The 20,719-nt window shown below is 69.3% G+C and carries 24 protein-coding genes and 2 pseudogenes; 15 read left to right on the top strand and 11 right to left on the bottom strand.

Translation table 11 applies throughout. The annotated features are described in order from the left end of the window. Window positions 1-2: 2 nt before the first annotated feature. From OHA65_RS00335 to OHA65_RS00315, 5 genes are all read left to right on the top strand, one after another. Window positions 3-1,136: a pyridoxal phosphate-dependent aminotransferase gene (locus tag OHA65_RS00335; protein WP_327281036.1), complete on the top strand. Its 1,134-nt coding sequence runs from the start codon at window positions 3-5 to the stop codon at window positions 1,134-1,136. Next, window positions 1,133-2,080 (top strand): ornithine cyclodeaminase family protein, encoded by a 948-nt coding sequence (locus tag OHA65_RS00330; RefSeq protein ID WP_327281035.1) that lies wholly within the window; start codon window positions 1,133-1,135, stop codon window positions 2,078-2,080. Before OHA65_RS00335 ends, OHA65_RS00330 begins: the two co-directional genes overlap by 4 nt. Before the next feature lie 66 nt (window positions 2,081-2,146). Next, entirely contained in the window at window positions 2,147-2,626 is a 480-nt protein-coding gene (locus tag OHA65_RS00325; protein ID WP_327281034.1) for an ATP-binding protein, read from the top strand. Window positions 2,627-2,766: 140 nt separating this feature from the next. Beyond that, entirely contained in the window at window positions 2,767-3,903 is a 1,137-nt protein-coding gene (locus OHA65_RS00320) for a phage tail sheath subtilisin-like domain-containing protein (protein WP_327281033.1), read from the top strand. Between the two features lie 759 nt (window positions 3,904-4,662). Further along, on the top strand, window positions 4,663-5,565 hold the full coding sequence (locus OHA65_RS00315; RefSeq protein WP_405760625.1) for a PucR family transcriptional regulator: 903 nt from the start codon (window positions 4,663-4,665) through the stop codon (window positions 5,563-5,565). On the opposite strand, the gene OHA65_RS00310 is transcribed toward OHA65_RS00315, so the two are convergent. After that, window positions 5,552-5,707, bottom strand: coding sequence for a LuxR C-terminal-related transcriptional regulator (locus OHA65_RS00310; protein ID WP_405763347.1), 156 nt, complete (start codon window positions 5,705-5,707; stop codon window positions 5,552-5,554). The two genes, OHA65_RS00315 and OHA65_RS00310, sit on opposite strands and share 14 nt — an antisense overlap. Before the next feature lie 50 nt (window positions 5,708-5,757). Between OHA65_RS00310 and OHA65_RS00305 the strand changes: the two genes are divergently transcribed. The 4 genes and pseudogenes from OHA65_RS00305 (at window position 5,758) to OHA65_RS00290 (ending at window position 6,915) form a co-directional block, all read left to right on the top strand. Further along, the gene (locus tag OHA65_RS00305) at window positions 5,758-6,057 is read left to right on the top strand and encodes a transposase (protein ID WP_327281031.1); all 300 of its coding nucleotides are present in this window, start codon (window positions 5,758-5,760) and stop codon (window positions 6,055-6,057) included. Continuing rightward, window positions 6,054-6,182: a hypothetical protein gene (locus tag OHA65_RS00300; protein ID WP_327281030.1), complete on the top strand. Its 129-nt coding sequence runs from the start codon at window positions 6,054-6,056 to the stop codon at window positions 6,180-6,182. The genes OHA65_RS00305 and OHA65_RS00300 overlap by 4 nt, the downstream gene beginning before the upstream one ends. A gap of 18 nt (window positions 6,183-6,200) precedes the next feature. Beyond that, window positions 6,201-6,347: pseudogene (locus OHA65_RS00295) on the top strand (IS3 family transposase); the annotation flags it as partial. 91 nt (window positions 6,348-6,438) lie between these two features. After that, window positions 6,439-6,915 carry a DDE-type integrase/transposase/recombinase gene (locus tag OHA65_RS00290; RefSeq protein ID WP_405763345.1) on the top strand — a complete coding sequence of 159 codons (477 nt, stop codon included), beginning with the start codon at window positions 6,439-6,441 and terminating at the stop codon, window positions 6,913-6,915. 1,268 nt (window positions 6,916-8,183) lie between these two features. On the opposite strand, the pseudogene OHA65_RS00285 reads toward OHA65_RS00290, so the two are convergent. Continuing rightward, window positions 8,184-9,043 (bottom strand): annotated as a pseudogene (locus OHA65_RS00285) (IS5 family transposase). A 1,108-nt stretch (window positions 9,044-10,151) separates the two neighbouring features. Here OHA65_RS00285 and OHA65_RS00280 point away from each other — a divergent pair. Beyond that, window positions 10,152-10,730, top strand: a complete 579-nt coding sequence (locus OHA65_RS00280) for an RICIN domain-containing protein (RefSeq protein WP_328761015.1) — start codon at window positions 10,152-10,154, stop codon at window positions 10,728-10,730. 45 nt (window positions 10,731-10,775) lie between these two features. Here OHA65_RS00280 and OHA65_RS00275 read toward each other — a convergent pair whose 3' ends face one another. Next, window positions 10,776-11,255 (bottom strand): hypothetical protein, encoded by a 480-nt coding sequence (locus OHA65_RS00275; RefSeq protein WP_327281028.1) that lies wholly within the window; start codon window positions 11,253-11,255, stop codon window positions 10,776-10,778. 674 nt (window positions 11,256-11,929) lie between these two features. Here OHA65_RS00275 and OHA65_RS00270 point away from each other — a divergent pair. The 3 genes from OHA65_RS00270 to OHA65_RS00260 all read left to right on the top strand — a co-directional run bounded on the left by OHA65_RS00270 (window position 11,930) and on the right by OHA65_RS00260 (window position 13,687). Then, the gene (locus tag OHA65_RS00270; protein WP_405760622.1) at window positions 11,930-12,445 is read left to right on the top strand and encodes a winged helix-turn-helix domain-containing protein; all 516 of its coding nucleotides are present in this window, start codon (window positions 11,930-11,932) and stop codon (window positions 12,443-12,445) included. Then, a complete protein-coding gene (locus tag OHA65_RS00265) occupies window positions 12,442-13,032 on the top strand; it encodes a transposase (protein WP_327281026.1) in 591 nt (196 codons plus the stop codon). Before OHA65_RS00270 ends, OHA65_RS00265 begins: the two co-directional genes overlap by 4 nt. A gap of 139 nt (window positions 13,033-13,171) precedes the next feature. Continuing rightward, complete coding sequence (locus tag OHA65_RS00260; protein ID WP_327281025.1) at window positions 13,172-13,687, top strand: hypothetical protein; 516 nt, start codon at window positions 13,172-13,174, stop codon at window positions 13,685-13,687. A gap of 3 nt (window positions 13,688-13,690) precedes the next feature. Here OHA65_RS00260 and OHA65_RS00255 read toward each other — a convergent pair whose 3' ends face one another. From OHA65_RS00255 to OHA65_RS00240, 4 genes are all read right to left on the bottom strand, one after another. Next, window positions 13,691-13,870, bottom strand: a complete 180-nt coding sequence (locus tag OHA65_RS00255) for a hypothetical protein (RefSeq protein WP_405760619.1) — start codon at window positions 13,868-13,870, stop codon at window positions 13,691-13,693. 246 nt (window positions 13,871-14,116) lie between these two features. Further along, window positions 14,117-14,266 (bottom strand): DUF6233 domain-containing protein, encoded by a 150-nt coding sequence (locus tag OHA65_RS00250; RefSeq protein WP_405760616.1) that lies wholly within the window; start codon window positions 14,264-14,266, stop codon window positions 14,117-14,119. Beyond that, window positions 14,267-14,428 carry a hypothetical protein gene (locus tag OHA65_RS00245; protein WP_327281022.1) on the bottom strand — a complete coding sequence of 54 codons (162 nt, stop codon included), beginning with the start codon at window positions 14,426-14,428 and terminating at the stop codon, window positions 14,267-14,269. It lies immediately after the preceding gene. Window positions 14,429-14,856: 428 nt separating this feature from the next. Beyond that, complete coding sequence (locus OHA65_RS00240) at window positions 14,857-15,423, bottom strand: TetR family transcriptional regulator (RefSeq protein ID WP_327281021.1); 567 nt, start codon at window positions 15,421-15,423, stop codon at window positions 14,857-14,859. Between the two features lie 152 nt (window positions 15,424-15,575). On the opposite strand from OHA65_RS00240, the gene OHA65_RS00235 reads away from it, so the two are divergent. Together OHA65_RS00235 and OHA65_RS00230 are read left to right on the top strand one after the other, a co-directional pair. Next, entirely contained in the window at window positions 15,576-15,935 is a 360-nt protein-coding gene (locus OHA65_RS00235) for a nuclear transport factor 2 family protein (protein WP_329312191.1), read from the top strand. A gap of 335 nt (window positions 15,936-16,270) precedes the next feature. Then, window positions 16,271-16,453, top strand: coding sequence for a hypothetical protein (locus OHA65_RS00230; protein WP_405760612.1), 183 nt, complete (start codon window positions 16,271-16,273; stop codon window positions 16,451-16,453). A gap of 88 nt (window positions 16,454-16,541) precedes the next feature. Here OHA65_RS00230 and OHA65_RS00225 read toward each other — a convergent pair whose 3' ends face one another. The 4 genes from OHA65_RS00225 to OHA65_RS00210 all read right to left on the bottom strand — a co-directional run bounded on the left by OHA65_RS00225 (window position 16,542) and on the right by OHA65_RS00210 (window position 20,716). Next, complete coding sequence (locus tag OHA65_RS00225) at window positions 16,542-18,212, bottom strand: serine/threonine-protein kinase (protein ID WP_328761006.1); 1,671 nt, start codon at window positions 18,210-18,212, stop codon at window positions 16,542-16,544. A 119-nt stretch (window positions 18,213-18,331) separates the two neighbouring features. Further along, window positions 18,332-18,562, bottom strand: coding sequence for a hypothetical protein (locus tag OHA65_RS00220; RefSeq protein WP_328761005.1), 231 nt, complete (start codon window positions 18,560-18,562; stop codon window positions 18,332-18,334). 171 nt (window positions 18,563-18,733) lie between these two features. After that, window positions 18,734-19,948: a cytochrome P450 gene (locus tag OHA65_RS00215; RefSeq protein ID WP_329312189.1), complete on the bottom strand. Its 1,215-nt coding sequence runs from the start codon at window positions 19,946-19,948 to the stop codon at window positions 18,734-18,736. A gap of 33 nt (window positions 19,949-19,981) precedes the next feature. After that, complete coding sequence (locus tag OHA65_RS00210) at window positions 19,982-20,716, bottom strand: class I SAM-dependent methyltransferase (RefSeq protein ID WP_327281015.1); 735 nt, start codon at window positions 20,714-20,716, stop codon at window positions 19,982-19,984. Window positions 20,717-20,719 lie beyond the last annotated feature (3 nt).

Here is a 20,719-nt window from a genome sequence, read left to right as displayed (position 1 = left end):
TCATGACCCGGCTGCCCGATTTCCGCCTGGAGACGTACTTCTCGCGGTGGGAGTTCACCGCCCGCCACCACCTGACCGCCTCCGATGTCCAGACCATGACGCTGGGCGAGCTCCTCTCACTGGCCGACGACAAGGACCGCGACGCCTTCGAGAACCTGCCCCTGGGATACACCGAGACCTTCGGCGACCCGGCCCTGCGCGAAGTGATCGCACAGACCTACGAGAACGTCGGCGCGGACGACGTGATCTGCTTCGCAGGGGCCGAGGAGGCCCTCTACCTGGCGATGAACGTCCTGCTCGACGCCGGGGACCACGCCGTGGTGGTGACGCCGAACTACCAGGCCGCCGAGACCGTGCCGATGGCGCTGTGCGAGGTCACCGGCGTGGCTCTCGACCCCGAGCGGGACTGGGCCCTGGACCTCGACGAGGTGGCGGCGGCCATACGGCCCAATACCCGGGTCGTGTCGGTGAACTTCCCCAACAACCCCACCGGCAAGGTCATCGACGCGGCCGACTTCACCGCGCTGGCCCGCCTGTGCGACGAGCGCGGCATCCACCTGTTCAGCGACGAGGTCTACCGCGGCCTGGAGCGCGACCCGGCCCGCATCCTGCCGCAAGCCGCAGACCTGTCCGAACGCGCCCTGTCCTTGAACGTGACGTCGAAGTCCCTGGGGCTGCCCGGGCTCCGCATCGGCTGGATCACCTGCCGCGACCGCGAGCTGCTCTCGCGCCTGGAGCGGGCCAAGCACTACACCACCATCTGCAACTCCGCGCCCAGCGAGATCCTGGCCCGCATCGCGCTGAAAGCCCGCGAGCCGATCCTCCGCCGCAACCGCGCCCTCATCGCGGGCAACCTGCCGGCGTTCGAGTCGTTCTTCTCCGAGTTCGCAGACGACTTCGAATGGCAGGCCCCGGACGGCGGATGCGTGGCCTACCCGCGCTATCTCGGCCCCGACGGGGTGGAGACATTCTGCACCCGCCTGGTGGAAGAAGCCGGCGTACTGCTGCTGCCCGCGAGCATCTACCACTCCGAACTCACCGCCACCCCCGCCGATCGGTTCCGCATCGGCATCGGCCGCCGCGACCCGGAAGAGGGCCTGTCCGCCTTCGCCACGTGGATGCGGATGAGCCGATGACGACGGCACTGCCCGTCTTCGACCCGGCCGACATCGAGAAGGCCGCCACCTCGCAACTGGTGTTCGACGCCGTCCGAGACGCGCTGATTGCCCACGCCGAAGGCCGCACCCTGGTGCCGCCGCCTCTTCACATGGCATTCCCCGAAGCCGACGGCGACTGCCACGTCAAAGCCGGATGGATCACCGGCGCCACCGACTTCACCGTCAAGATCGCAACCGGCTTCTACGGCAACCACGGCCTCGGCCTTCCCTCCAACCACGGTCTGGTCTGCGTCATCAGCGCCCGCACCGGACAGATACGCGCCATCTTCGACGACCGCGGCATGCTCACCGCCTGGCGCACCGCAGCAGCAGGCGCGCTGATCACCCACGCCATGGTTCGACCGGATGCCGCGACACTGGCCGTCTTCGGCACCGGCGAACAAGCCCGCCTACAGGCGACCTGGCTGGCCAAACTCCGCCCCATCGCCACCGTGCTCGTTCACGGCCGTACCGTGCACAAAGCCAACGCCCTGTGCGAGCAGCTCCACACAGCCGGGCTGCAAGCCCGGCCCGCAACGGCCCAAGAGGCAGCCGCCGCAGACATGATCATCACTACGACCCCGGCCACAGCCCCCGTCCTGGACGCCACCCACGTGCGCGAAGGCGCACACGTGACAGGCATCGGCACAGACATGCCACACAAGAACGAACTCCCACCAGCGCTCTTCCGCCGCGCACAGCTCATCGCCACCGACGACCACGCCCAGTGCCTCGACCACGGAGACTTCGGCCACGCCGTCCGCGCCGGAGCCGCCGCCCCCGACAGCGACACCGCTGCCGGCCACCTGCTCAAAACGCCCCCCAACCGCAGCGAAACGGCGATCACGGTCGCCGACCTCACCGGTGTAGGCGCCCTCGACGCGGCACTCGCCTCAGCCGTCCTCCACCAGCTCCTACGGTAACCACCACAGCCGGACAGGCGAAGCATCGCCGACACCCGCTCACACCCCCACCGCCAGGACCCTGCCATGGACGCCAGCACCGACATCGAAACGGCCCCCTCCCCAGCCGCCGCGACGCCCGTCCCACCGCAGCCCGCCACCCACGCACGGACCGACTCGCGCCCCTGCGTCTGGAAACTCCCGCACCATCCCGCGTCCGCCGGCACCGCGCGCCGCATCACCACCGCCGTTCTCGATGGATGGGACGTAGCTGAGGAGACCATCGACCAAGCACTGCTCGTCGTCTCCGAACTCGTCACCAACGCCGTCGAACACGCCCTGCCCCCCGTCGCCCTCCACCTTCAGCGACCCGGAAACGACGGCGCCCTACGCATCGAGGTCGGCGACGGCGGCCCCGCCGACGACGAGGGCACCTGGACAACCAGCTGCGCGCCGGAAGAGCACGGTCGCGGCGTGAGCATCATCGCCCTGCTGGCAAGCGCCCACGGCACCCGCATCCTGGCCCACACCGTCACCTACTGGGCAGTCCTCCCGGCCGCCGCCTGAACACGCATCGGTCCCCTCCAGGCCGGCGGCCTACGCCCGAACCTGGCGGCCTACGCCCGAGCGTGGCCGCCGAAGCGGTGATCGCGGCGTGGCACGGCCAAGCCCGGCCGAAGCCACTGCTCTCCCTACAAGGAGCCCGCATGAACGACCGTGCACCCGGCGTCTCCAGCAACGACCTGTCTTCGTCCGGAGTTCGGCCGCCGTCCGGTTCCTCGACGTCGATCGCTGCGCTTGTCGGCCACCTGCAAGCGGGCGAGCCCCGCAGGATCACGACGTGGAAGGAGTTCGACAAGGACGCCCCGATGGCAGATGAGGAGAAGCGGGCTGCCGAATCGGGTGGGGCGCGATCCCCGTACCTGGCCGACGCCGTGTCCGGCTGGTTCGCCAACGGAGGCGGCACCTGCTGGATCGTGGGCGCAGGACAAGACGGCTCAATCGCGGGATACGAGGCGGCCCTGGCATCCCTGGACCCTGAAGTGAACATCGTCATCACCCCGGACCTGTGGGAGGGCGGAGATGACGGTGCGATGATCGCGAGGGTCATCGCCCGGCACTGCGCGGCGGCTCCCAACCGGATGGCTCTCCTGCACACCGCCAAGGACGCGGATGCCGCCGCGCTGCCGAAGCGGCTCGGTCTGAACGAAGAGGAGGCCCAGTACACCACGGTCTACCACCCCTGGCTGTCGGTGAGCGGCACCAGCCGGGGGGAGACCCGGCTGATACCGCCGACTGGGCACGTCGCGGGTACCTGGGCACGGACCGACGCCGAGCACGGCGTTCACCAGGCGCCGACCCGCGTGGCACTCCGCGGGCGTACGCGGCTGCAGCGCAGACTCACCGCTGCCGAGCAGGGCGCACTGAACCACATGGGCGTGAACTGCCTGCGGGCCTTCCCGGGCCAGGGAACGCTGATCTGGGGCGCCCGCACCCTCTCCCAGGACAGTGACTGGCGCTATCTGCACGTCCGGCGCCTCGCCAACCACCTCACGGAATCGATCAGCAGCGAGACCCGCTGGGCCGCCTTCGAGCGGAACGACGAGAGGCTGCGAGCCACCGTCCGCGCGACTGTCACGTCCTTCCTCACGAGCAAGTGGCGCACCGGCGCACTTCTCGGAAAGACCCCGGAGGACTCCTTCCACGTGATCTGCGACGACAGCAACAACCCGCCAGAGACGGCACAAGGCAGCCTCTCCATCCACGTCGGCTTCGCTGCCCTCCGGCCCGCAGAGCTCATCAGCATCAGCATCGTCATCGCCCACCGGCCTCCCGCCGAATAGACCAGGCAGCCACCGCCCCGCATCACGTGCCCCGGCGCCCTGACCCGCCCGCGCCGCCGGATCCTCACGCGCGACTGAGCCCGGACCAAGCCTGCGGTACGGCCGGGCGTGCCCGCGCACGCACTGCAGCGACCGCGTCGTGACGCTCGACTTCCTCACGCCGCGCCGGACAGCGCAGACGAACCGGGGAAGCGAGAACGGGCATGGTCCCCTTCCCGCTCTCCCCGGCCGAGGACGTGGCCCTGCGCGGCTCGGTACGGACCGGAGGCAGATGTACCCGAACCGGCCCAGGCCGGCGCCGCGCACCTTCCCCCAAGGCATCGAGGCCCGCGGGCCCAAGAACCGGGCCCCTCAAGAAATCGGTGGGCACATCACCTTCCCACCCAAGGGGCCCCGCCCCGAACCGACGAGGAAACGATGTGCGAAAACCTGAACCGCAACTGGTCCCGCCCCCCGGGCGAGTGGATCCGCCTCCTGTGCACGCAACTTCCTGTGCTGGCCGACGAGATAGCGGAAGAGCTCCTGCGAGGAATCCCGGGATTCTCCGCACTCGTCAACGACAGCGAGACCATCGACGACGAATCGCTCAGACAGTCAGTGGAAAAAGCCCTGATCGCCGCCCTCGGCCACCAGCGTCCGGAAGAGCAGGACCCCAGCGGCGGGGAGCACGGTCCCGACCACGAGAGCGAAGCCCCACTTGGCGGAAGGTGCGAGGAACGCCGCCCGGACACCCGGCAACCTGCACGCCATAGGAGCCCCGTGCCCGCTCGCCCCACCGTCACCGCACCCGCAGATCACATGGGACACGAGGCCGCAGACCAGACCAGCGCCGGCGACCGGCAGCAACCCGCCGCACCGCCCGACCGGCCACGCCAGGAACTGTTCACGGCGCTCACCGACGCCAGAGCCGCCCCGCAGCGGTCCCTCCCCGACCTGGCCGAGGCGGCCGGCTGGCCTCTTGCGCCCGCCGTACGGGGCGTCGTACTGGCCACCCCGGGCGAGACACAACGGCTCGCGGCCGTGCTGGGCGACTCCCTCGTCGGCATGTTCGCTGGCCGGCCCTGCCTGCTCGTGCCGAGCCCCGGCCCGGGTCCGGACGCCCGGGCGCGGCTGGAACTCCCGCTGCGCGGACGCCTCGCAGCCGTGGGCCATCAGGTCGCCCTGAAAGACACCGCGTCCTCCCTGCGCTGCGCCCTGCGCCTGCTCGCCCTCACCCCGGCCCGCCACGGGCCGGAGACCCGGCCCGTCTTCGTCGACGACCACCTCTCCACTCTGATCCTCCTCCAGGACGAACCGCTGGCCCAGGCGCTGGCCGCCCAATGGCTGCGGCCCTTGGCAGGCCTGACCCCACGCCAGAGCGAGCGGCTGGAGGAGACCCTTCTCGCCTGGCTCGAACGCGGTGGCGCCCCGGAGGCCGCGAAGGCCCTGAACGTGCATCCGCAGACCGTCCGGTACCGGATGCGGCGACTGGAGAAACTCTTCGGCCCGCAGCTACGTGACCCCCGTACCCGGTTTGAACTGGAGATGACCTTGCGAAGCCGCCGGCTGATGGCGCAGGCTCGGACTCCGCACGCGCGGCAGGGCCGTAGAACGGGCCGCGTCATCACAGCGAACTTCACCCCCTTGGCCGCAGAAAGAAGCGCCCGCGTCAACGGCTTGTGACCGCAACAGTCCTGCCCGCCGGGCTCCGCGTCAGTCCGAGCTTGCGCAGGATGTTGGAGACGTGGGTGCTGACGGTGCGGCGCGAGATGCACATGCGGGCGGCTGTTTCGGATTTGGAGTGTCCTGGAGTGACCCCCGAAATTCCGACACCTGGACGCTGGATGCTTCGTCATCCAGGGGAAGTGATCCAAGGTGGCACAGCGGAAGAACTACCCTGAAGAGTTCAAGCGGGACGCGGTGGACCTGGTGCGGTCTTCGCCGGACCGTTCCCTCACCGACATCGCCCACGGCCTGGGTATCCATCTGGAGACCCTGCGAAAATGGGTCCGCGAGAACCGGCCCCGCGTCCAGGCAGCGGACCGCGGGGGTGACATCGGCATGACTCCTGGCGAAGATCTCAAGCGCCTGCGGCGGGAGAATGCCCGGCTGAAGAAGGACAACGAGATCCTCCGGAAGGCCGCCGGCTATTTCGCGCGGGAGACGACACGGTGATCCGCTTCCGTTTCGTCGACGAGCGCCGGAACACCCACAGGGTGAAGCGGATGTGCGACGTTCTCGGATGGGACCGCTCCGGCTACTACATCTGGCACCAGAACAAGGAGGCACGGCAGGAGTAGGCCGATGAGGAAGAGGGCCTGGCCCGCCGCATCCGGGAGATCCACACCGATTCCCGGGGATCCTACGGGGCCCTGCGGATCACCCGGAAACTCCGGGACCAGGGGCACGTGGTGAACCGCAAACGTGTCGCCCGGATCATGCGGGACCGTGAGATCGTCGGGATAACGCGACGGAAGTCGCGGTCGCTGACGAGACAGGACAGTACGGCGCCGCCGGCACCGGATCTGATTCTGCGGGACTTCATTCGTCGGGGACATCACCTGCCTGCCGACGGCAGAGGGATGGCTGTACCTGGCGACGGTGATCGATCTGTGCACGCGGGAGATCGTGGGCTGGTCGATGGCCGACCACATGCGCACCGAGCTGGTCGCGGACGCCATCTGGATGGCTCATGCGGGCGGGCATACGGCGGGCAACGCGATCTTTCACTCGGATCGCGGGACGCAGTACACCTCAAAGTCAATTCCGCGCTCTGCTCGGCGAGTTGGACATCCGGCAGAGCACCGGCCGGGCCGGCTCGTGCTGCGACAATGCCGCCGCGGAGAGCCTCTTCGCCGTCCTGAAAGCAGAGATCGAAACGACCGTCTGGGAAACCCGGGCGCAGGCTTGGCAGGACGTTTTCCGCTGGATCGCGGAACATTACAACCGGGGCGGATCCACTCAACGATCGGCTACATCACGCCGTACCAGGAGAGGCTCCGCCGGCATCAACGACTGGACCTCGCGGAATAAAGCAGAAGTGTCGGGACCTGAGGGGTCACTGCACTTACCCTCGATACCTGGAACCACGTCACGGTCAGCCTCGATGAGAACGCGGGCAAGCAGATCAGCCGGATCTTGGTCGGCTACGACCAGAAGAACCCGGGTTCCGGCAGCTACCGCGGCTACATCGCGATCAGCTGAGACGGCAGTGCGCGGAGCCGCACTCGCCGAGTGCGGCTCCGCGCGTGACCGGTGCGTCGGATCGGAGTCTGTCCCGACAGAACGAGTCGGCTGGGGTGAACCGGTCAGGACACACTCGTCCCGGGAACAAGGCCCTCGAACGCCTGCGCGGGTCGCCATAGGGGGGAAGGACTCCTGCCTCGTCCTCTTGCGATGGCTGGCAGTGCAACGGCGTGGTGCCGACTGTCCGTCAGAGCTGTCGGCACCCGTGTCCTGCTCGGTGGCCTGTCTGGTGTTCGGCCGGGCGTCAGGCGGTCCTGATGCTGACGGCACCGTCGGCGCCGTCCTGCCCGCCGTTGGAGGGGCTGCCGTCCGCGGATCCCGCCGCGTCACCCTCGGCCCCCGACGGCACGGGCCTGGGCCCCTTCGGCGGCGGTGACACTGCCGTTGCCGGCCGCACTGCCCTCGCCGCCGTTCCCGCCGTCGCCGCCCTGGTCCACCCTGTTCTGACCGGAGTCGATCGCGTCGCCCCTGCCGCCGCGTCCACCCGGACCGGCAGCCCGCGTCCCGGACGGACTCGTCACGGAGATCTGTGGCGAATGCGGAACGCGACGTCGACCTCGTGGCCACTGGGAGGGATCCGTCTGTGGCCTTTCTGTCCAGCCTGGGCTTTCAGTCCAGGCGTGGGGGATGTTGAAGTCCCGCGAGCTGCTCGTGTGTGGCTGTGGGCGGTCGCCGACGGGGTGCTCGCGGCGTGGCGCGGCCACGTCGGGGCGAAGCCACCGTTCTCCCTGCAAGGAGTCCGCATGAATGACCGTGCACCCGGCCTCGCCAGCAACGAGCTGCCGCGATCAGACGCCCGTTTGCGTGGGTCAAGTCCTGGCGTTCACTGCCGCCTTGACACGGTCGCGGACGAGGGCCGGCAATCGGGCGGCGCCGGCCAGGAGGTAGCGCAGGGCGGCGACTTCGCATGCGCCTTCGGCCTGTCCGGCGCGGCCTAGAAGGGGGACGCTTCCCGGATGCGGTGCTCTGCCAGCGTCCCAAACGGCCGGAGGGCGCTTCGCCTCCTCCGCCACCGATCCTCCTCGGATAGGGCCACCCTCCGCTAGGCAGTGTCTTCAAAGGGGCTTGAGCCAGAGAATCAGGGACGCGATGGTGACGGCTGCCTGGTAGGACTCGCGGGTTTTGTCGTAGCGAGTGGCGATCGCGCGGTACTGCTTGAGGCGGTTGAAGCAGCGTTCGACGACGTTGTGTTTCTTGTAGAGCTCCTTGTAGAAGGCGCACGGTCTGCCTCCGTCGCGGCCTCTGCGGGATCGGTTGGCCCGCTGGTCGCGGCGTTCGGGAATGGTGTGGCCGATCCCGCGTTTGCGCAGGTAAGCGCGTATCTTGCGGGAGCTGTAGCCCTTGTCTCCCAAGACGTGGTTCGGGCGGGTTCGGGGCCGTCCGGGCCCGGCCCTGCGGACCTTGATGGTGTCCATGACCTCCTCGAAGTGGGTGCAGTCGGCTGCATTGCCGCCGGTGAGGACGAAGCCGAGCGGCCGGCCGCGACCGTCGCAGGCCAGGTGGATTTTCGTGGTCAGTCCGCCTCAGGATCGTCCGAGGGCGTGATCACATACTTCGTCCCCCTGCTCCGCCCCTTTTTTCGGGCGCCCGCAGCATGCTGATGGGCCCGCGCAACCGTAGAGTCGACCGACACCAGCCAGTCGATGTCACCAGTCACATCCTTCTCCGCCTGGACCGCGGCCAGCATCCGCGTGAACGTCCCATCCAGCGCCCACCTGCGAAAACGCGTGTACAGAGTCCGCCAGGATCCGTACCGCTCCGGCACATCACGCCACGCCGACCCCGTCCGCAGCTTCCACACGATCCCGTTCAGCACCCGCCGGTCGTCCAGCCGCGGCCGCCCCGACGGCGACCGCGGCAACAACGCGGACAACGCTTCCCACTCCAGATCCGACAGCTCATGACGACGCACCATGCAACACATGATTCCCCATCAGAACCCTTTGAAGACACTGCCTAACGCCAAATGCGAGTCAGGTCCAAGGATGCGGCGGAATCCTGAGGTGGGGCATACCGGTTGGGCAGCTGATACCCGTTCGTGACCTATTGAAAATAGGTCAGTTCGATGCTCAACTTCGCTCAGGATTTCGCCACTTGACTCGCTTCGCCTTTCGCCTGCACTCTTCATCTCCCCAAGAGGCCAAGGAGAGTGCACCGTCCCTGTGTCGAACCACAGGCACAGGTCGTTGCGGTTCTCCTCATCGGGCGGCTCCATCCGATACCCGCCCCGACAGGCCGGCTCATGCCTCCCCTCTCCGCACATCGCGGCATCTTGCGTACTTGCAACAAGGAGCACCGTGACCCAGACGGCCGCCGGCGAGGACCCCCTGGTCCTGCGGGCCTTCCGTACACTGTCCCCCGCATCGCAGCAGTCTCTGTGCCCCGAAATAGCCGAAGTCCCCGGACACACCAGGCTCCGTCAGGCGGAGTGCCCTGAACGCGACACATCCTTCACCCCCTCGGCCCGGGGCCAGCTGTGCGAGGCATACCTGCGGACCTACGCCGTACAGGCCCCAAGCCGGACCTGCCGGCATCTGACCGCCGCGATGGATGACACGCTCCAAGGCGGCTTCTCCGAATCATCGAACGTTCTCGCCCAGCACACCACAGCCTGCCGTAGCTGCTCGGAGGCCCGGACCAACCTTGCCATCCTTCGCAACGGCAGCCAGGCCGCCCTCACCGGCCTTCTCCTGGACGCGGCACAGAATGCAGCCATACGCCGAGCCGACACCCCGGACGCCAGCTCGCAAGCACCGGCGCCCGCTGCGTTCGACATGAGCACGAGGGCCGGCCCAGGCTCCCCACCCCTGGTGCCACGTCCCCGCAGCCGGTCCGTCACGCGGTCCCGTGCCGCGCTCCTCGTGGCAGCCCTCTCCGTCACCGTAGCGGCCACGGGCATCGTCACCGCCATCGAGACGACCAGCCCCTCCGACACCCCCCCTACGCACCCGACTCACGCCAGCATCGTGCCCCCCATACCCGCGGCCGCCGCTGCCACCACGGCGTCCCCTGCCCCATCCACCATGACCCCCGCTCTTGCTTCCCCCACTCCGTCGAGCACGCTGGAAGACCCGGTGCCGGAAGACAACGCCACCCCCACCCCCACCCCCACCCCCACACAGAGCAGCGCTCCCATCGGCTTCCTGCTCGTCAACAGAGCGACAGGGCTGTGCGTGGGCGCGCAGAGCCGTGCCGCAGGGGCCGCACTGCGCCTTGAGGAGTGCCAGGGGGTGGCCTTGCAGCGGTGGGAGACGTTCACTGATGTATTCGGCGCGTACGAGTTCCGCAACACGGGCAGTGGCAAGTGCCTCGACGGTACGGAAGGCGGCGGAAACATCGTCCGGGTCGTCCTGAACGACTGTAGTGACCGCTCCTCAAGCCGCCACGCCGTACAGCTATGGAGGATCAGCCCGGAGAAGGGAACAGACGCGTTCCGCTTGCAGTTCGTGCCACGCGTCGCATCCAGCGACTACTCCTCACACCTGTTCGGTCCAGAGGACTGGTGGAACGAGAATCCACCCCGCGAGGGCTCCTACCTCGGGCACCTGCCCAACTATTACAACTCCGAGAGCTTCGTCTTCACCATGAACCGTGGTGAGTGAGGAGGCCGTTCAGCTCTGCTTCTGTTCCCGTCGTCCGGTTCCGGCTCACCAGCTCCACCACCTTGCGGAGCCGCTCTCCTTCATGGCCCGGATCGCGGGGATCACGAGGTCTTCGAGCGGGTTCTGCCCGGTGAGGAGGAAATCGGCTGCGGCTGTGACGCCGGGGGCGTCGCTTCCCTTGACCGACAGGCGCCGTTCGGCTCTGGCCTGGCGCCGGATCTCGGACTTGGCCCGGTTGCGGGAGGCGCGGTGCAGGTAGGCGACCAGGTCGGTGCTCTGGGCCGGCGGGCCCGCGGCCACGAGCCGGCCGGTCCCCAGAGACGCCTCCTGTACCAGCTTGGTCCGCGAGGGCGTCTGCGACGCCGGGTGAGGCTCTCTCGACCCGAGGGCGATCGCTACGAGCCCCCGCACCCACACCCGTGCGCCCGGATCTCCGGATTCGTCGGTGGCGGTCGCGGACATCCGGTACCAGCACACGGTGGCCGCGCCGTCGCAGCCGGGGAACGTCTTGGCGTCTAGCGTCATCAGCCGGGTGGCCGCCGACCACAGGCACGGCTGGCCGAGTTGCTGCTGGATGACGACGAGTTCCCCGGCGACGCGGCGTTGGATGTCGGTCGCTCCCCGTGGACGTGTAGTCCGTCCCGTATGCGGTCAGCTTGGCCACGCCTCGGCTGATGGCCCGCCGGTAAGCCGGGTGGCGAACCCGCGCGCGAGGAGATCTTCGGCCTGGGCGTTACCCGAATCGCTCACTACACGCTGGGCCCGGCCAAGCAGAAATCGTAGTCCGGATAGGCGTCGTTCATCGCCCTGAAGGCGATGTCCGGCTGACGCCGGAGGGCGGTGATCGTCGTCGCGGCGGCCTGTTCGTCGCGGGCTTCTGGGCGAACTCGCCCGGCATCTTCTGGGTGGTCGTGCGGGGGCGGGCTCGGCGGGGGTCGGGCCGAGCGGATCAGGACCGCTCACAGTGGTGTGAGCGGCCCTGCCGGGGATTTCTTGCATCGTTGTGGATGGTTGAGAGGCGGTGCGTGGTGCCTTGCCGGGGTGGCGGTTGGTCGTTCGCCGCCTCGGGGTTGCTGGTGGGTGGGGTTACATGGAGTAGCTGTTGATGCTGACAGCGATGTCGATGGCGTTACCCGGGACTACTGATCTTTTCGTAAGTTCGGTGGGTGTAGTGGCGGTGTGGGTGGGAGGCTGTCGGGGTGGCTTATCGACCTTCGCCCTCTGCGGCTGGCGTCTCCCTTCCTCCGTTGCCGCGGCCTCAGTTGGCGGAGGCGCGTCGTGTTCGGGCGGTCGAGTTGTTCGAGGACGGTGTCTCGAACGCGGAGATCGCGCGGGCGGTGGGGGTGTGTGCGGAGAGCGTGCGGCGATGGCGGCGGGCGTGGGAGGAAGGTGGCGCTTCGGCCTTGCGGCGGCGTGCGGCTACCGGTCGCCCGCCCAAGCTGGACGACGCCCAGGTCGAGACGGTCCGGGCCGCGTTGGAGCGGGGAGCCCAGGCTCATGGCTTCGAGGCCGACCTGTGGACCCTGGAGCGAGTTGGCGCCGTCGTTGAGCGGGTGACGGGAGTGATGCTGTCGAGGGCGTCGGTGTGGCGGTTGCTGACCGGCCGGCTCGGATGGAGTCTGCAGCGGCCCGAGCGGTGGGCGGTCGAGAGGGACGAATCGGAGATCGCCCGCTGGATCGCGCACGAGTGGCCGCGGATCAAAAAGGGGCCGTGAACACACGTGCCTGGATCGTGTTCCTCGACGAATCGGGCGTCTCCCTGCTGCCTCAGATCCGCCGCACCTACGCACCCCGAGGTCGGACCCCTCTGCTGCGGCACCGGCTGAACTGGAAGCGGGCATCGATGGCCGGGGCCCTGGGATACCACTCCACCGACCCCGATCGAGGGGCCCGCCTGTGCTTCCATCTCAAGCTCGGCAGCTACGACACCGCCGCCCTCATCGAGGTCCTGGAGCAGATGAAGGTGTTCTACCGCGGGGAGCGGGTGGTCCTGGTCTGGGACGGCCTGTCCGCCCATTGGAGCCGGGTGATGCGGGCGTGGGTCGCCGGCCAGGACTGGCTCACCCTGGAGCGATTACCCGCCTACGCACCCGAGCTGAACCCGGTGGAGCTGCTGTGGTCCTCACTCAAAAAACGTGAACTCGCCAACCTCGCCGGCGACCACCTCGCCGATGTCGCGGACGCCACCGAGCAAGGCATCCACCGCATCAACCACAACCCACAACTGCCCTGGTCCTTCCTCGCCCACACCGGCCTCACCATCCACCCACTACACCCACCGAACTTACGAAAAGATCAGTAGGGCGTGTTTCAAAAGCGTCGGCCAGCCACGGACGTCATCGTCCGCTACGAGGCCATCGCATGCTCTGACGCGCCAATATGCACCAGTGCTATGTTCCCATCGCGGGATCGAACGGCAGTTGCTGGGCACGGGGGCTGGGGTGGCTTTGCTGGAAGCGCTGATCACGACCGCTACGGGAGCGGCCTCGGCGACCGTGGGAGTGCTCGTAGGCGGGATCGTCACCAGACGAGGCCAGGACCATCAGTGGTCGCGGGATCAGCAGCTGGTTGCTTACCAGGAACTCCTGAGCCACTACGCCAAGTTCACGATGGTGATCAAGCGCGCACACGCCGACCGTCGCGGCTGGGACTACGACTGGGCCGAGTGGAGCGCCGTTCTGACGCGGGTCAGCCTGATCGCTCCCGCAGAGGTTGCGGGAGAGGTCGACAGCTTTGGTCAGTCGGTCGACCGCTTCTTGGATCGCGTCGCGCGAGACGTCGATCCGGTCCGTACGCCGCTCGGCGAAGAGGAGTTCCGGGAGGCCAGCGCGGAGGTGGCTCAGGCGCAGATATGCCTGGTCAACGCGATGCGGCGGTCGCTGGGAGGTAGACGGAAGGCGCTGGCCTTCTGGATTGGAGGGTCACACGCTGGCCCAGAGATTCGCGGATCGCTGTAACGATCAGAGCCACTCGTTGATGACGGCGACAGTGACCGTTGCCTCGTAGCGGACCGCCAGCTTGTCGTATCTCGTGGCCACGGCTCGGTGGCGCTTGAGGCGGTTGATCCCGCACTCGACCGCGTGGCGCTCGCGGTAGTCGGTCTTGTCGAACTTCGGCGGGCGACCGCCTGCCGTGGTCACTCCTCGCCGGGCTCCGGGCTCCACACCGATGGCCGCCGCCGCGCCACTCGATCAGCAGCTCGTCGTCCAGGCGGACATCGTCGGGGTCCAGGCCGGCGCGGCGCAGGAATTCGAGGAGGTCGCCGGGGCCGAGGGCACGGCCGAGGATCTCCCCGTCGACACGGACGCGGCGCCCGCCCTCGGCATCCGGGGGATAGACGACGATGCGCAGGTCAGGGGACATGCCTCCACCGTGCCGCCCGCCGTTCACTCCGGCATCCCGAGGGCGGTGTCGGGCCGGCAGTGCGGGCAGGCGGCCACCCCCTCGGCCAGCGCCCGCCGCGCCTCCTTCACACTCATGACGGTGCAGCGCTTCTGGGCGTCCCAGCAGTCCCCGGCGTGGACGGGGACCGGCATTCAGCCAGCCCCGATGCTCCGCTCGATGAGCCACGCGGGCGGGTCGGGGCGCGGTTGCCGGCGCGGGGCGAGGGCCTCGGCCTCCTCGGCGGCGCTCAGCGCCCGCTCGGCGCGGCCGAGCCCGCCGCGCAGGTAGGTGACCAGCCCTGTAATGGTTGTCATGCCCCTTGGTATTACATCAACCTGTCGACATGCACTCTTCGACACCCAGTGCCCAGCGCGCTGACTGGTCCCATCCCTACCGGCTAGACGGAGCGGGCACCGGTTCTCCGGATGTTCCGTTTGTCTCGGGGAGGGCCGGCTGGTGACTGGCTGCCCGGTGACACCTTCCGGCTCACCCATCCTACGCGGCTGAGTGCGTTGGGGGCGCTGGATGGCTGTACCGGCTGGGGTGGATCGGGCGGGGCCCTGCGTCGAGTTGTCGTACGTGGACGCGGTACACGTCCACCGTCGGTGTCCGCTGCGAGACTGGGTGACGGGCCGGTTCGAGGATGTCGCTCCAGTGCCCGCGTGTCGCTGGTCGCGGGGTGAGCGTCACTTCCCGGGCTGGTACTGGGCGGCGACGACCGGGTGGCACGTCGGCTTCGCGTTCACTCCGGCGGTCCTGCCAAGGCTTTGATGGCCGGGCGGAGCAATGCGGCGATGCGATCGGCAGAGGCCTCACGAAGCGAGGCCAGGCCGAGCAACTGGTAGCCGATGGTGACGCCCAGCAACGTGGTGACAACCAGTGCGGCGCGCAGTTCGGGATCCTCGGCTGCGGGCAGGGCGGCACCGACGCTATCGATCTGCCGGCCGAGGGCGACACGGACGTGATCGGCTGCCGCCTGATCGGTGAGCATGGACCGCATCATCGCCAGCGTGCCTTCGGGGAGACCGCCGAGCTTGAGGCCAAGCGAGGCCAGCAACTGATCGACGAGCGCGTCGGTATGAGTGGCCGTCAGCGGGGCGGGGAAGGCCTGCATGGCTTGGTTGAACAGCTCCCGCTTCGAGCCGAAGTACTGCATGACCAGAGCCGGGTCGACGCTCGCCGCGGCCGCCACGGCGCGAATGGTGGTGCGCTCGAATCCCTTCTCGGCGAACAACTCCCGGGCGCTGTCGAGGATGCGCGCCTCGGTCGCTCGGCGGCGGTCGGCGCGGGACTGGCGTGGAGTGGACACCAATTCACTCTACAGCCGTTGACCGAACTTCCGGCCGACCCTACGGTGAGTGGGTCAACAAGTGTTGAGCGAATGGAACAACCCCTGTGTCACATCTGGATACACCTGCTGTTCGCACCCCTCACGAGGTGCTGACTTGCTACTACCAGGCCATGCTCGACAAATCCCCAGATGATCTCGCTGATCTCTACACCATGGACGCGGTGCACGAATTCCCGTTCACCTCTCCCGGTTTCCCCCCGCGCTACAAGGGGCGTGAGGCCGTGCGCGCCGGATACCGGGCGGCCTGGGGTGCCAGCCCCGCCCAGGTGCAGGAAGTCAGGAGGATCGCGGCCTACGAGACCGCCGATCCGGAAGTGATCATCGCCGAGCATGTCGTGGTGGGAACCCTGACGACCAAGGCCACCACGTTCACCGTCCCCGGTCTCCTGATACTCCACGTCCGCAACGGACTGATCACGCGAGTCCGCGACTACATGGACGGCCTGGGAGTCCCCAGCGCCAGAGCGTGAAGGCCAGACCCAGTACAGCGGCAGCCCGACTTGAGACGGGACAGCACTCAGCCCGTTCCGGTCCCGCCGGGGTCTGTCTCAACGAACCGAGTCCCTGCGTCTCACCCAATCCAGTCCACGCAGGTCAGCACGGGTGCAGACGACTAACTTCGATGAGACAGGGCACGAGTGGTGGGTTATCAGCCTCTTCGGCAGCGCGACGCTGTCGCCATGGGTGGTAGGGGGAAATTCCATGGCTCTGAACTGCTCACGGGGCCGCACCGCCACCGGCCGTACCCGCCGCCGACGAGGCTCGGGACGGGGTGGGGGACGGGGTGCGGAGCCCGGTGGGGCGGATGCCAGTGGACGTGCCGCCCACCGAACTGCGCGTCGGGGACCGGGTCCTTACCGGCGGCCGCCTGGTCGCCTTCACCGATCTCCGCTACCGCCACGGAGGCACCCGCACCATGATCCAAGCGGGCGGGCGCCTGGCTGTCGCGCAGCGCACGGTGCGCGTCTACCGCTCCCGCACAGGCTGACCCTGGCCCTGAGCGCGGTGGTGGAGTCGCCGGTCGCGGAGGAAATCCGTACCCTCGATGGGGATCTGACTGGGCTGCGGCGGGCGGGTCAGTCGGCTGACGAGGGCGCGACCGCCCGGCGCCAGACGGTGGCGTCGAGGGTGACGTGGAAGGCGGGGTCGGTGTTGGCCGTCTGTCCCCGGAAGGTGATCAGGCCGATGTGACCGGCCTTGGTGAGGACGCAGAACTGGGCGCCCGGGGATAGTTTGTCCAGGGGGATGTAGTTGGCGAAGCGCGTCTCGTCGCGGCAGGTCTCCAGGGATCCGGCCTGCCCCGGGTCGAGCAGTACGAGGTGGTTGCCCGCCTGGGTGCGCACACGGTACGGGAGCGAGTGCCCGGCGAACTCCAGGTCGCCGGCGGAGCCGCCCGACTCCTGCGGCTGCAGCTCACCGTCGCCGAACCTCAGGGTGTAGTTTTCCGGCAGGTTGATGCCCGTGCGGGTGACCGGCTCCGGCGCCTTGGCCACGCCGGCCGGCGGCTGCGAGGCCTTCGGGGTGGACGAGGCCCTCTTCCCCTTCCCGGCGGCCTGTTCTTCCGTGCCGGAGTTGCGGCTCACGAGGTACAGGCCGCCGGCGAGCAGCGCCAGGGCGAGCCCGACCGCCACGGCGACGCCCGGCCGCCGGTTCGGTCGGCCCGGCGCGGACGGCCGGGGCGGGTAGCCCGGTGGCATCGACGGCTGGGCGTAGGGGCCCGGCGGGGGCGGCGTCGGCGGGCCGAACGCGCCCTGGAAGGCGGGCGGCGCGGCGGCCGCGGCGGTCACCGTCGGCGCGTGGCCGGGCGGCGCCGGTGCCGGGGCCGCCGGAACCCGGGTCACCTCGGGCGGTGCGGGCGCCGCCGCGCGCAGCGTGATGTCGGCGGCGACCGCGCCGGGCAGCCAGGCCTCGGGGCGGCGCAGCGGCGCGTCGCCGTTGGCGGCCCGGCACAGCGCGAGGACCTCGTCGACCGAGGGCCTGGCCGCCGGGTCCTTGGCGAGGCAGCGGGCCACCAACTCCTGAAGCTTGGGCGGGAGTCGGGTGAGGTCGGGCTGCTCGTGGACGATGCGGTAGAGCACCCCGTGCGAGGTGCCCTCGCCGAACGCGGGCAGGCCGGTCGCCGCGTACGCTGCGACCTGGCCGAGCGCGAAGATGTCGGTGGCCGGGGTGACCGCACCGCCCGCGGCCTGTTCGGGCGCCATGAAGGTCGGGGTGCCGACGGTGACGCCGCTGCCGGTGAGGGCGGTCGCGTCGGCGGCCCGCGCGATTCCGAAGTCGATGACGCGGGGCCCGTCGCCCGCGAGCAGGACGTTGGACGGCTTGAGGTCGCGGTGGACGATGCCGGCCCCGTGGATGACCTGCAGGGCCTCGGCGACGCCCGCGACCAGGAGCAGCACGGTGGGCACGGGCAGCCCGCCATGCCGCTGCACGGCGTCGGCCAGGGAGGGCCCGGGGACGTAGGCCGTGGCGAGCCAGGGGTGGCGGCCCTCGGTGTCGGAGTCGATCACCGGGGCGGTGTAGAGCCCCTGCACCCGTTCGGCGGCCCGCACCTCCTGCTGGAAGCGGCGGCGGAACTCGGCGTCTTCGCCGAACTCCGGCCGGATCACCTTGATCGCGACGGGCCGTCCGCCCGGCGTGTACGAGAGGTACACCTTGCCCATGCCGCCGGCGCCGAGCCTGGCCGCGATGCGGTATCCGGCCACGGACCGCGGGTCGTCGCCCTCCAGCGGATGAAAGACGGTGTCCAACTCGATTCCCCTACAGTCGTTTTCGGCCGCGCCGCGGCACCCGCCCGGCGCACGCGGAACTTTACCGAACGCAAGAGCCTCTGCCAGGTTCTCAACTTACCGGGGCTGCGGCGGTGCTTTCACGCTGGTGGTGGGGGCAGTACGAGGATGTGGTCGTCCTGGGTTTCGGTGGTGAACCCCGCGCCACGGAGCGCCGCGCCCAGGGCGAGACCGGTGGCGTGGTACAGCCCGGCCAGCTCCGTACCCGCCTCGCCCGGCGTGTGCGGGCCGCTGGTGCGGGCTTGCAGCTCGTCGATTTCTTCGGGCAGCCAGCCCACCATCACGTCGCGGGCGTGGCGGACCAGGTGCACCCCCTCCCCGCCCCCGTTCCCCGGATCGAACCCCGCTTCGCGAAGCGGGGTGCGAACCGCGTCCAGGAAAGGCGGGCGAGGGCTCCGACACGCGACGGCCGGGGATCGGGTGAAGGAAGGACGTCCTCGTGGGTCACGAGACTCGACGCCGTCGCAGCCCGGCAGTGAGTGTCACCAGGTGACGGGCAGTGTGCGGGGGGCACGTGAGGTCCGCCCGGTCTTCCACTGCGCGGGTCCGGCGGCGCGCAGGCCCGGCCGTAGGCGGGTGAGGGCCCTGAGGGCTTCCTGGAGCTGGACGCGGGCGAGCTGCGCGCCGACGCAGAAGTGGGCGCCGTGGCCGAAGGCGAGGTGCAAGGGGGCGGCGCGGGTGAGGTCGAGGAGGTCGGGCGCGCGGTACACGCTCTCGTCGTGGTTGGCGGAGGAGGTGAGTGCGAGGACGGCGTCGCCCTGGGCGACCGTGATCCCGCCCAGGGCGACGTCCTCGGTTGCCACTCGGATGTTCGCTCCCATGCTGGCCTGCGCATAGCGAAGGAGCTCTTCGACCGCGTTCGGGATCCGAGCGGGTTCATCGCGCAGGAGCGTGTACCGGTCGGGTTGTTCGAGTAGGAGGTGGACCAGACCGGCGAGGCGGTCTGCGGTTGTGCCGTAGCCACCCGCGAGGAGGACCACGCAGAAGGAGATGAGTTCGCCCTCGCTGAGCCGGTCGCCCTCGTCCCGGGCCGCGATGAGCACGCTGAGCATGTCGTTGCCAGGGTGGGATCGTTTGGCGGCAACCAGGCTGGCGAGATAGCCGGTCATCTCCTCGACGGCCCCGCTCACTTCCGCGTTCGCGACCGTGACGCTGCGCATCACTTCGTCCCAGGCATCGAGCCGGTCGGCATCCACTCGCGGCGTGCCGAGCAGGTCGCAGATGACGGTCAGGGGCAGTGGGCGGGTGAAGTGGGTGACGAGGTCCGCGGGACGCTCGGCCGGTTCCATGGCGGCGAGTAGGTCGTGGGTGAGAGCGGCGATGTCCTGGCGCATGGCTTCGGTTCGGCGGACTGTCAGGGCCGGAAAGATCAGCCTGCGCAGGCGAGAGTGGTCGGGCGGATCGCTGGCGAGGATCGAGTCGGGCAGGACCGTGGCGCGGCGCCCCGCGGTCCGCGGCCCGGTGGCAGGACCGCTTTGGGCCTTCTGTTCCCGGGGGGCACGGGTGCGGCTGAACCGCGGATCGGCCAGTACCTTGCGCACGTCGGCGTTCCGTGTGACCAGCCAGGCCGTAGTGCCACTGGGCAGACGGACCTTGACAACGGGCCTGTCGCGCCGCAGTTCGGCCAGCTCGGGGAGTGGGGCGAGGCCGTCGGTGTGCGGGAAGGGGAACGGCAGCAGGCCGTCAGGGCGGCTCATGTGATGCTCCATCCGTGCAGTGAAGCGGGGCGGTCAGGGTCGTTCGTAGAGGGAGACGTGGTAGGCGCTGTCCTTGGTGAAGGGCCCGCCCGCCCAGCTGCCCCAGCGCTCGCGCAGACGGAGACCGGCCCGTCCTGCCATCAGGTCCAGTTCGCCGTGGCCCGCATAGCGGAACTCGACCCGCAGGTGGCGGGTGCGGCCGTCCTCGTGGATGACGTAGTGGGAGCGGTAGCGCTGGACGGAGGGGTCGACGCGCCGGTGGCACAGGACGAGATGGTCCTCGTCCTCGGCGACGACTTCCGATCCGCCGGCGGCCCGGGCGAGCGCCTCCGGGACGTGGGAGTCGAAGACGAAGAGGCCACCCGGGGTGAGCCGGCGGGCCACGTTCACGAAACACCGGGCCTGGCTCTCCTGGTCCCGCAGTTCGAAGAAGGTCCCCGCCGCCAGGTACACGAGGCTGAAGCTCCCGGTGACCGGGACCTGGGAGAAGTCCCCGAGGGTGACGGGGACCTCGGCCCCCGCGGGTTTGGCACGGAGTCGGCCGAGCATGGCTTCGGAACCGTCGATGCCATGCACGTCGATACCGCGGGCGCGCAGCGGCAGGGCGATCCTTCCGGTGCCGATGCCCAGTTCCAGTACGGGTCCGGTCCCGGCGAGCGCGGCGAGGGCGTCCACCGTGGTGCCGCTGATCCCGGGCTTGCCGAAGAAACGGTCGTAGTCGTCCGCGAACTCGGTGGCGTAGCCGGGCCGGGAGGGCTGGGGCGTCATGGG

The organism is Streptomyces sp. NBC_00045, from assembly GCF_045041095.1.
GTDB lineage: Bacteria > Actinomycetota > Actinomycetes > Streptomycetales > Streptomycetaceae > Streptomyces.
This window is presented reverse-complemented; position numbering and strand designations above follow the sequence as displayed.

Excerpts from the sequence above, each read along its gene's own strand:
- OHA65_RS00335 (WP_327281036.1), top strand. The coding sequence starts at position 3 with ATGACCCGGCTGCCCGATTTCCGCCTGGAGACGTACTTCTCGCGGTGG.
- OHA65_RS00330 (WP_327281035.1), top strand. The coding sequence starts at position 1,133 with ATGACGACGGCACTGCCCGTCTTCGACCCGGCCGACATCGAGAAGGCC.
- OHA65_RS00325 (WP_327281034.1), top strand. The coding sequence starts at position 2,147 with ATGGACGCCAGCACCGACATCGAAACGGCCCCCTCCCCAGCCGCCGCG.
- OHA65_RS00320 (WP_327281033.1), top strand. The coding sequence starts at position 2,767 with ATGAACGACCGTGCACCCGGCGTCTCCAGCAACGACCTGTCTTCGTCC.
- OHA65_RS00280 (WP_328761015.1), top strand. The coding sequence starts at position 10,152 with ATGACCCCCGCTCTTGCTTCCCCCACTCCGTCGAGCACGCTGGAAGAC.
- OHA65_RS00275 (WP_327281028.1), bottom strand. The coding sequence starts at position 11,255 with ATGACGCTAGACGCCAAGACGTTCCCCGGCTGCGACGGCGCGGCCACC.
- OHA65_RS00250 (WP_405760616.1), bottom strand. The coding sequence starts at position 14,266 with ATGCCGGTCCCCGTCCACGCCGGGGACTGCTGGGACGCCCAGAAGCGC.
- OHA65_RS00245 (WP_327281022.1), bottom strand. The coding sequence starts at position 14,428 with ATGACAACCATTACAGGGCTGGTCACCTACCTGCGCGGCGGGCTCGGC.
- OHA65_RS00235 (WP_329312191.1), top strand. The coding sequence starts at position 15,576 with ATGCTCGACAAATCCCCAGATGATCTCGCTGATCTCTACACCATGGAC.
- OHA65_RS00230 (WP_405760612.1), top strand. The coding sequence starts at position 16,271 with ATGCCAGTGGACGTGCCGCCCACCGAACTGCGCGTCGGGGACCGGGTC.
- OHA65_RS00215 (WP_329312189.1), bottom strand. The coding sequence starts at position 19,948 with ATGAGCCGCCCTGACGGCCTGCTGCCGTTCCCCTTCCCGCACACCGAC.
- OHA65_RS00210 (WP_327281015.1), bottom strand. The coding sequence starts at position 20,716 with ATGACGCCCCAGCCCTCCCGGCCCGGCTACGCCACCGAGTTCGCGGAC.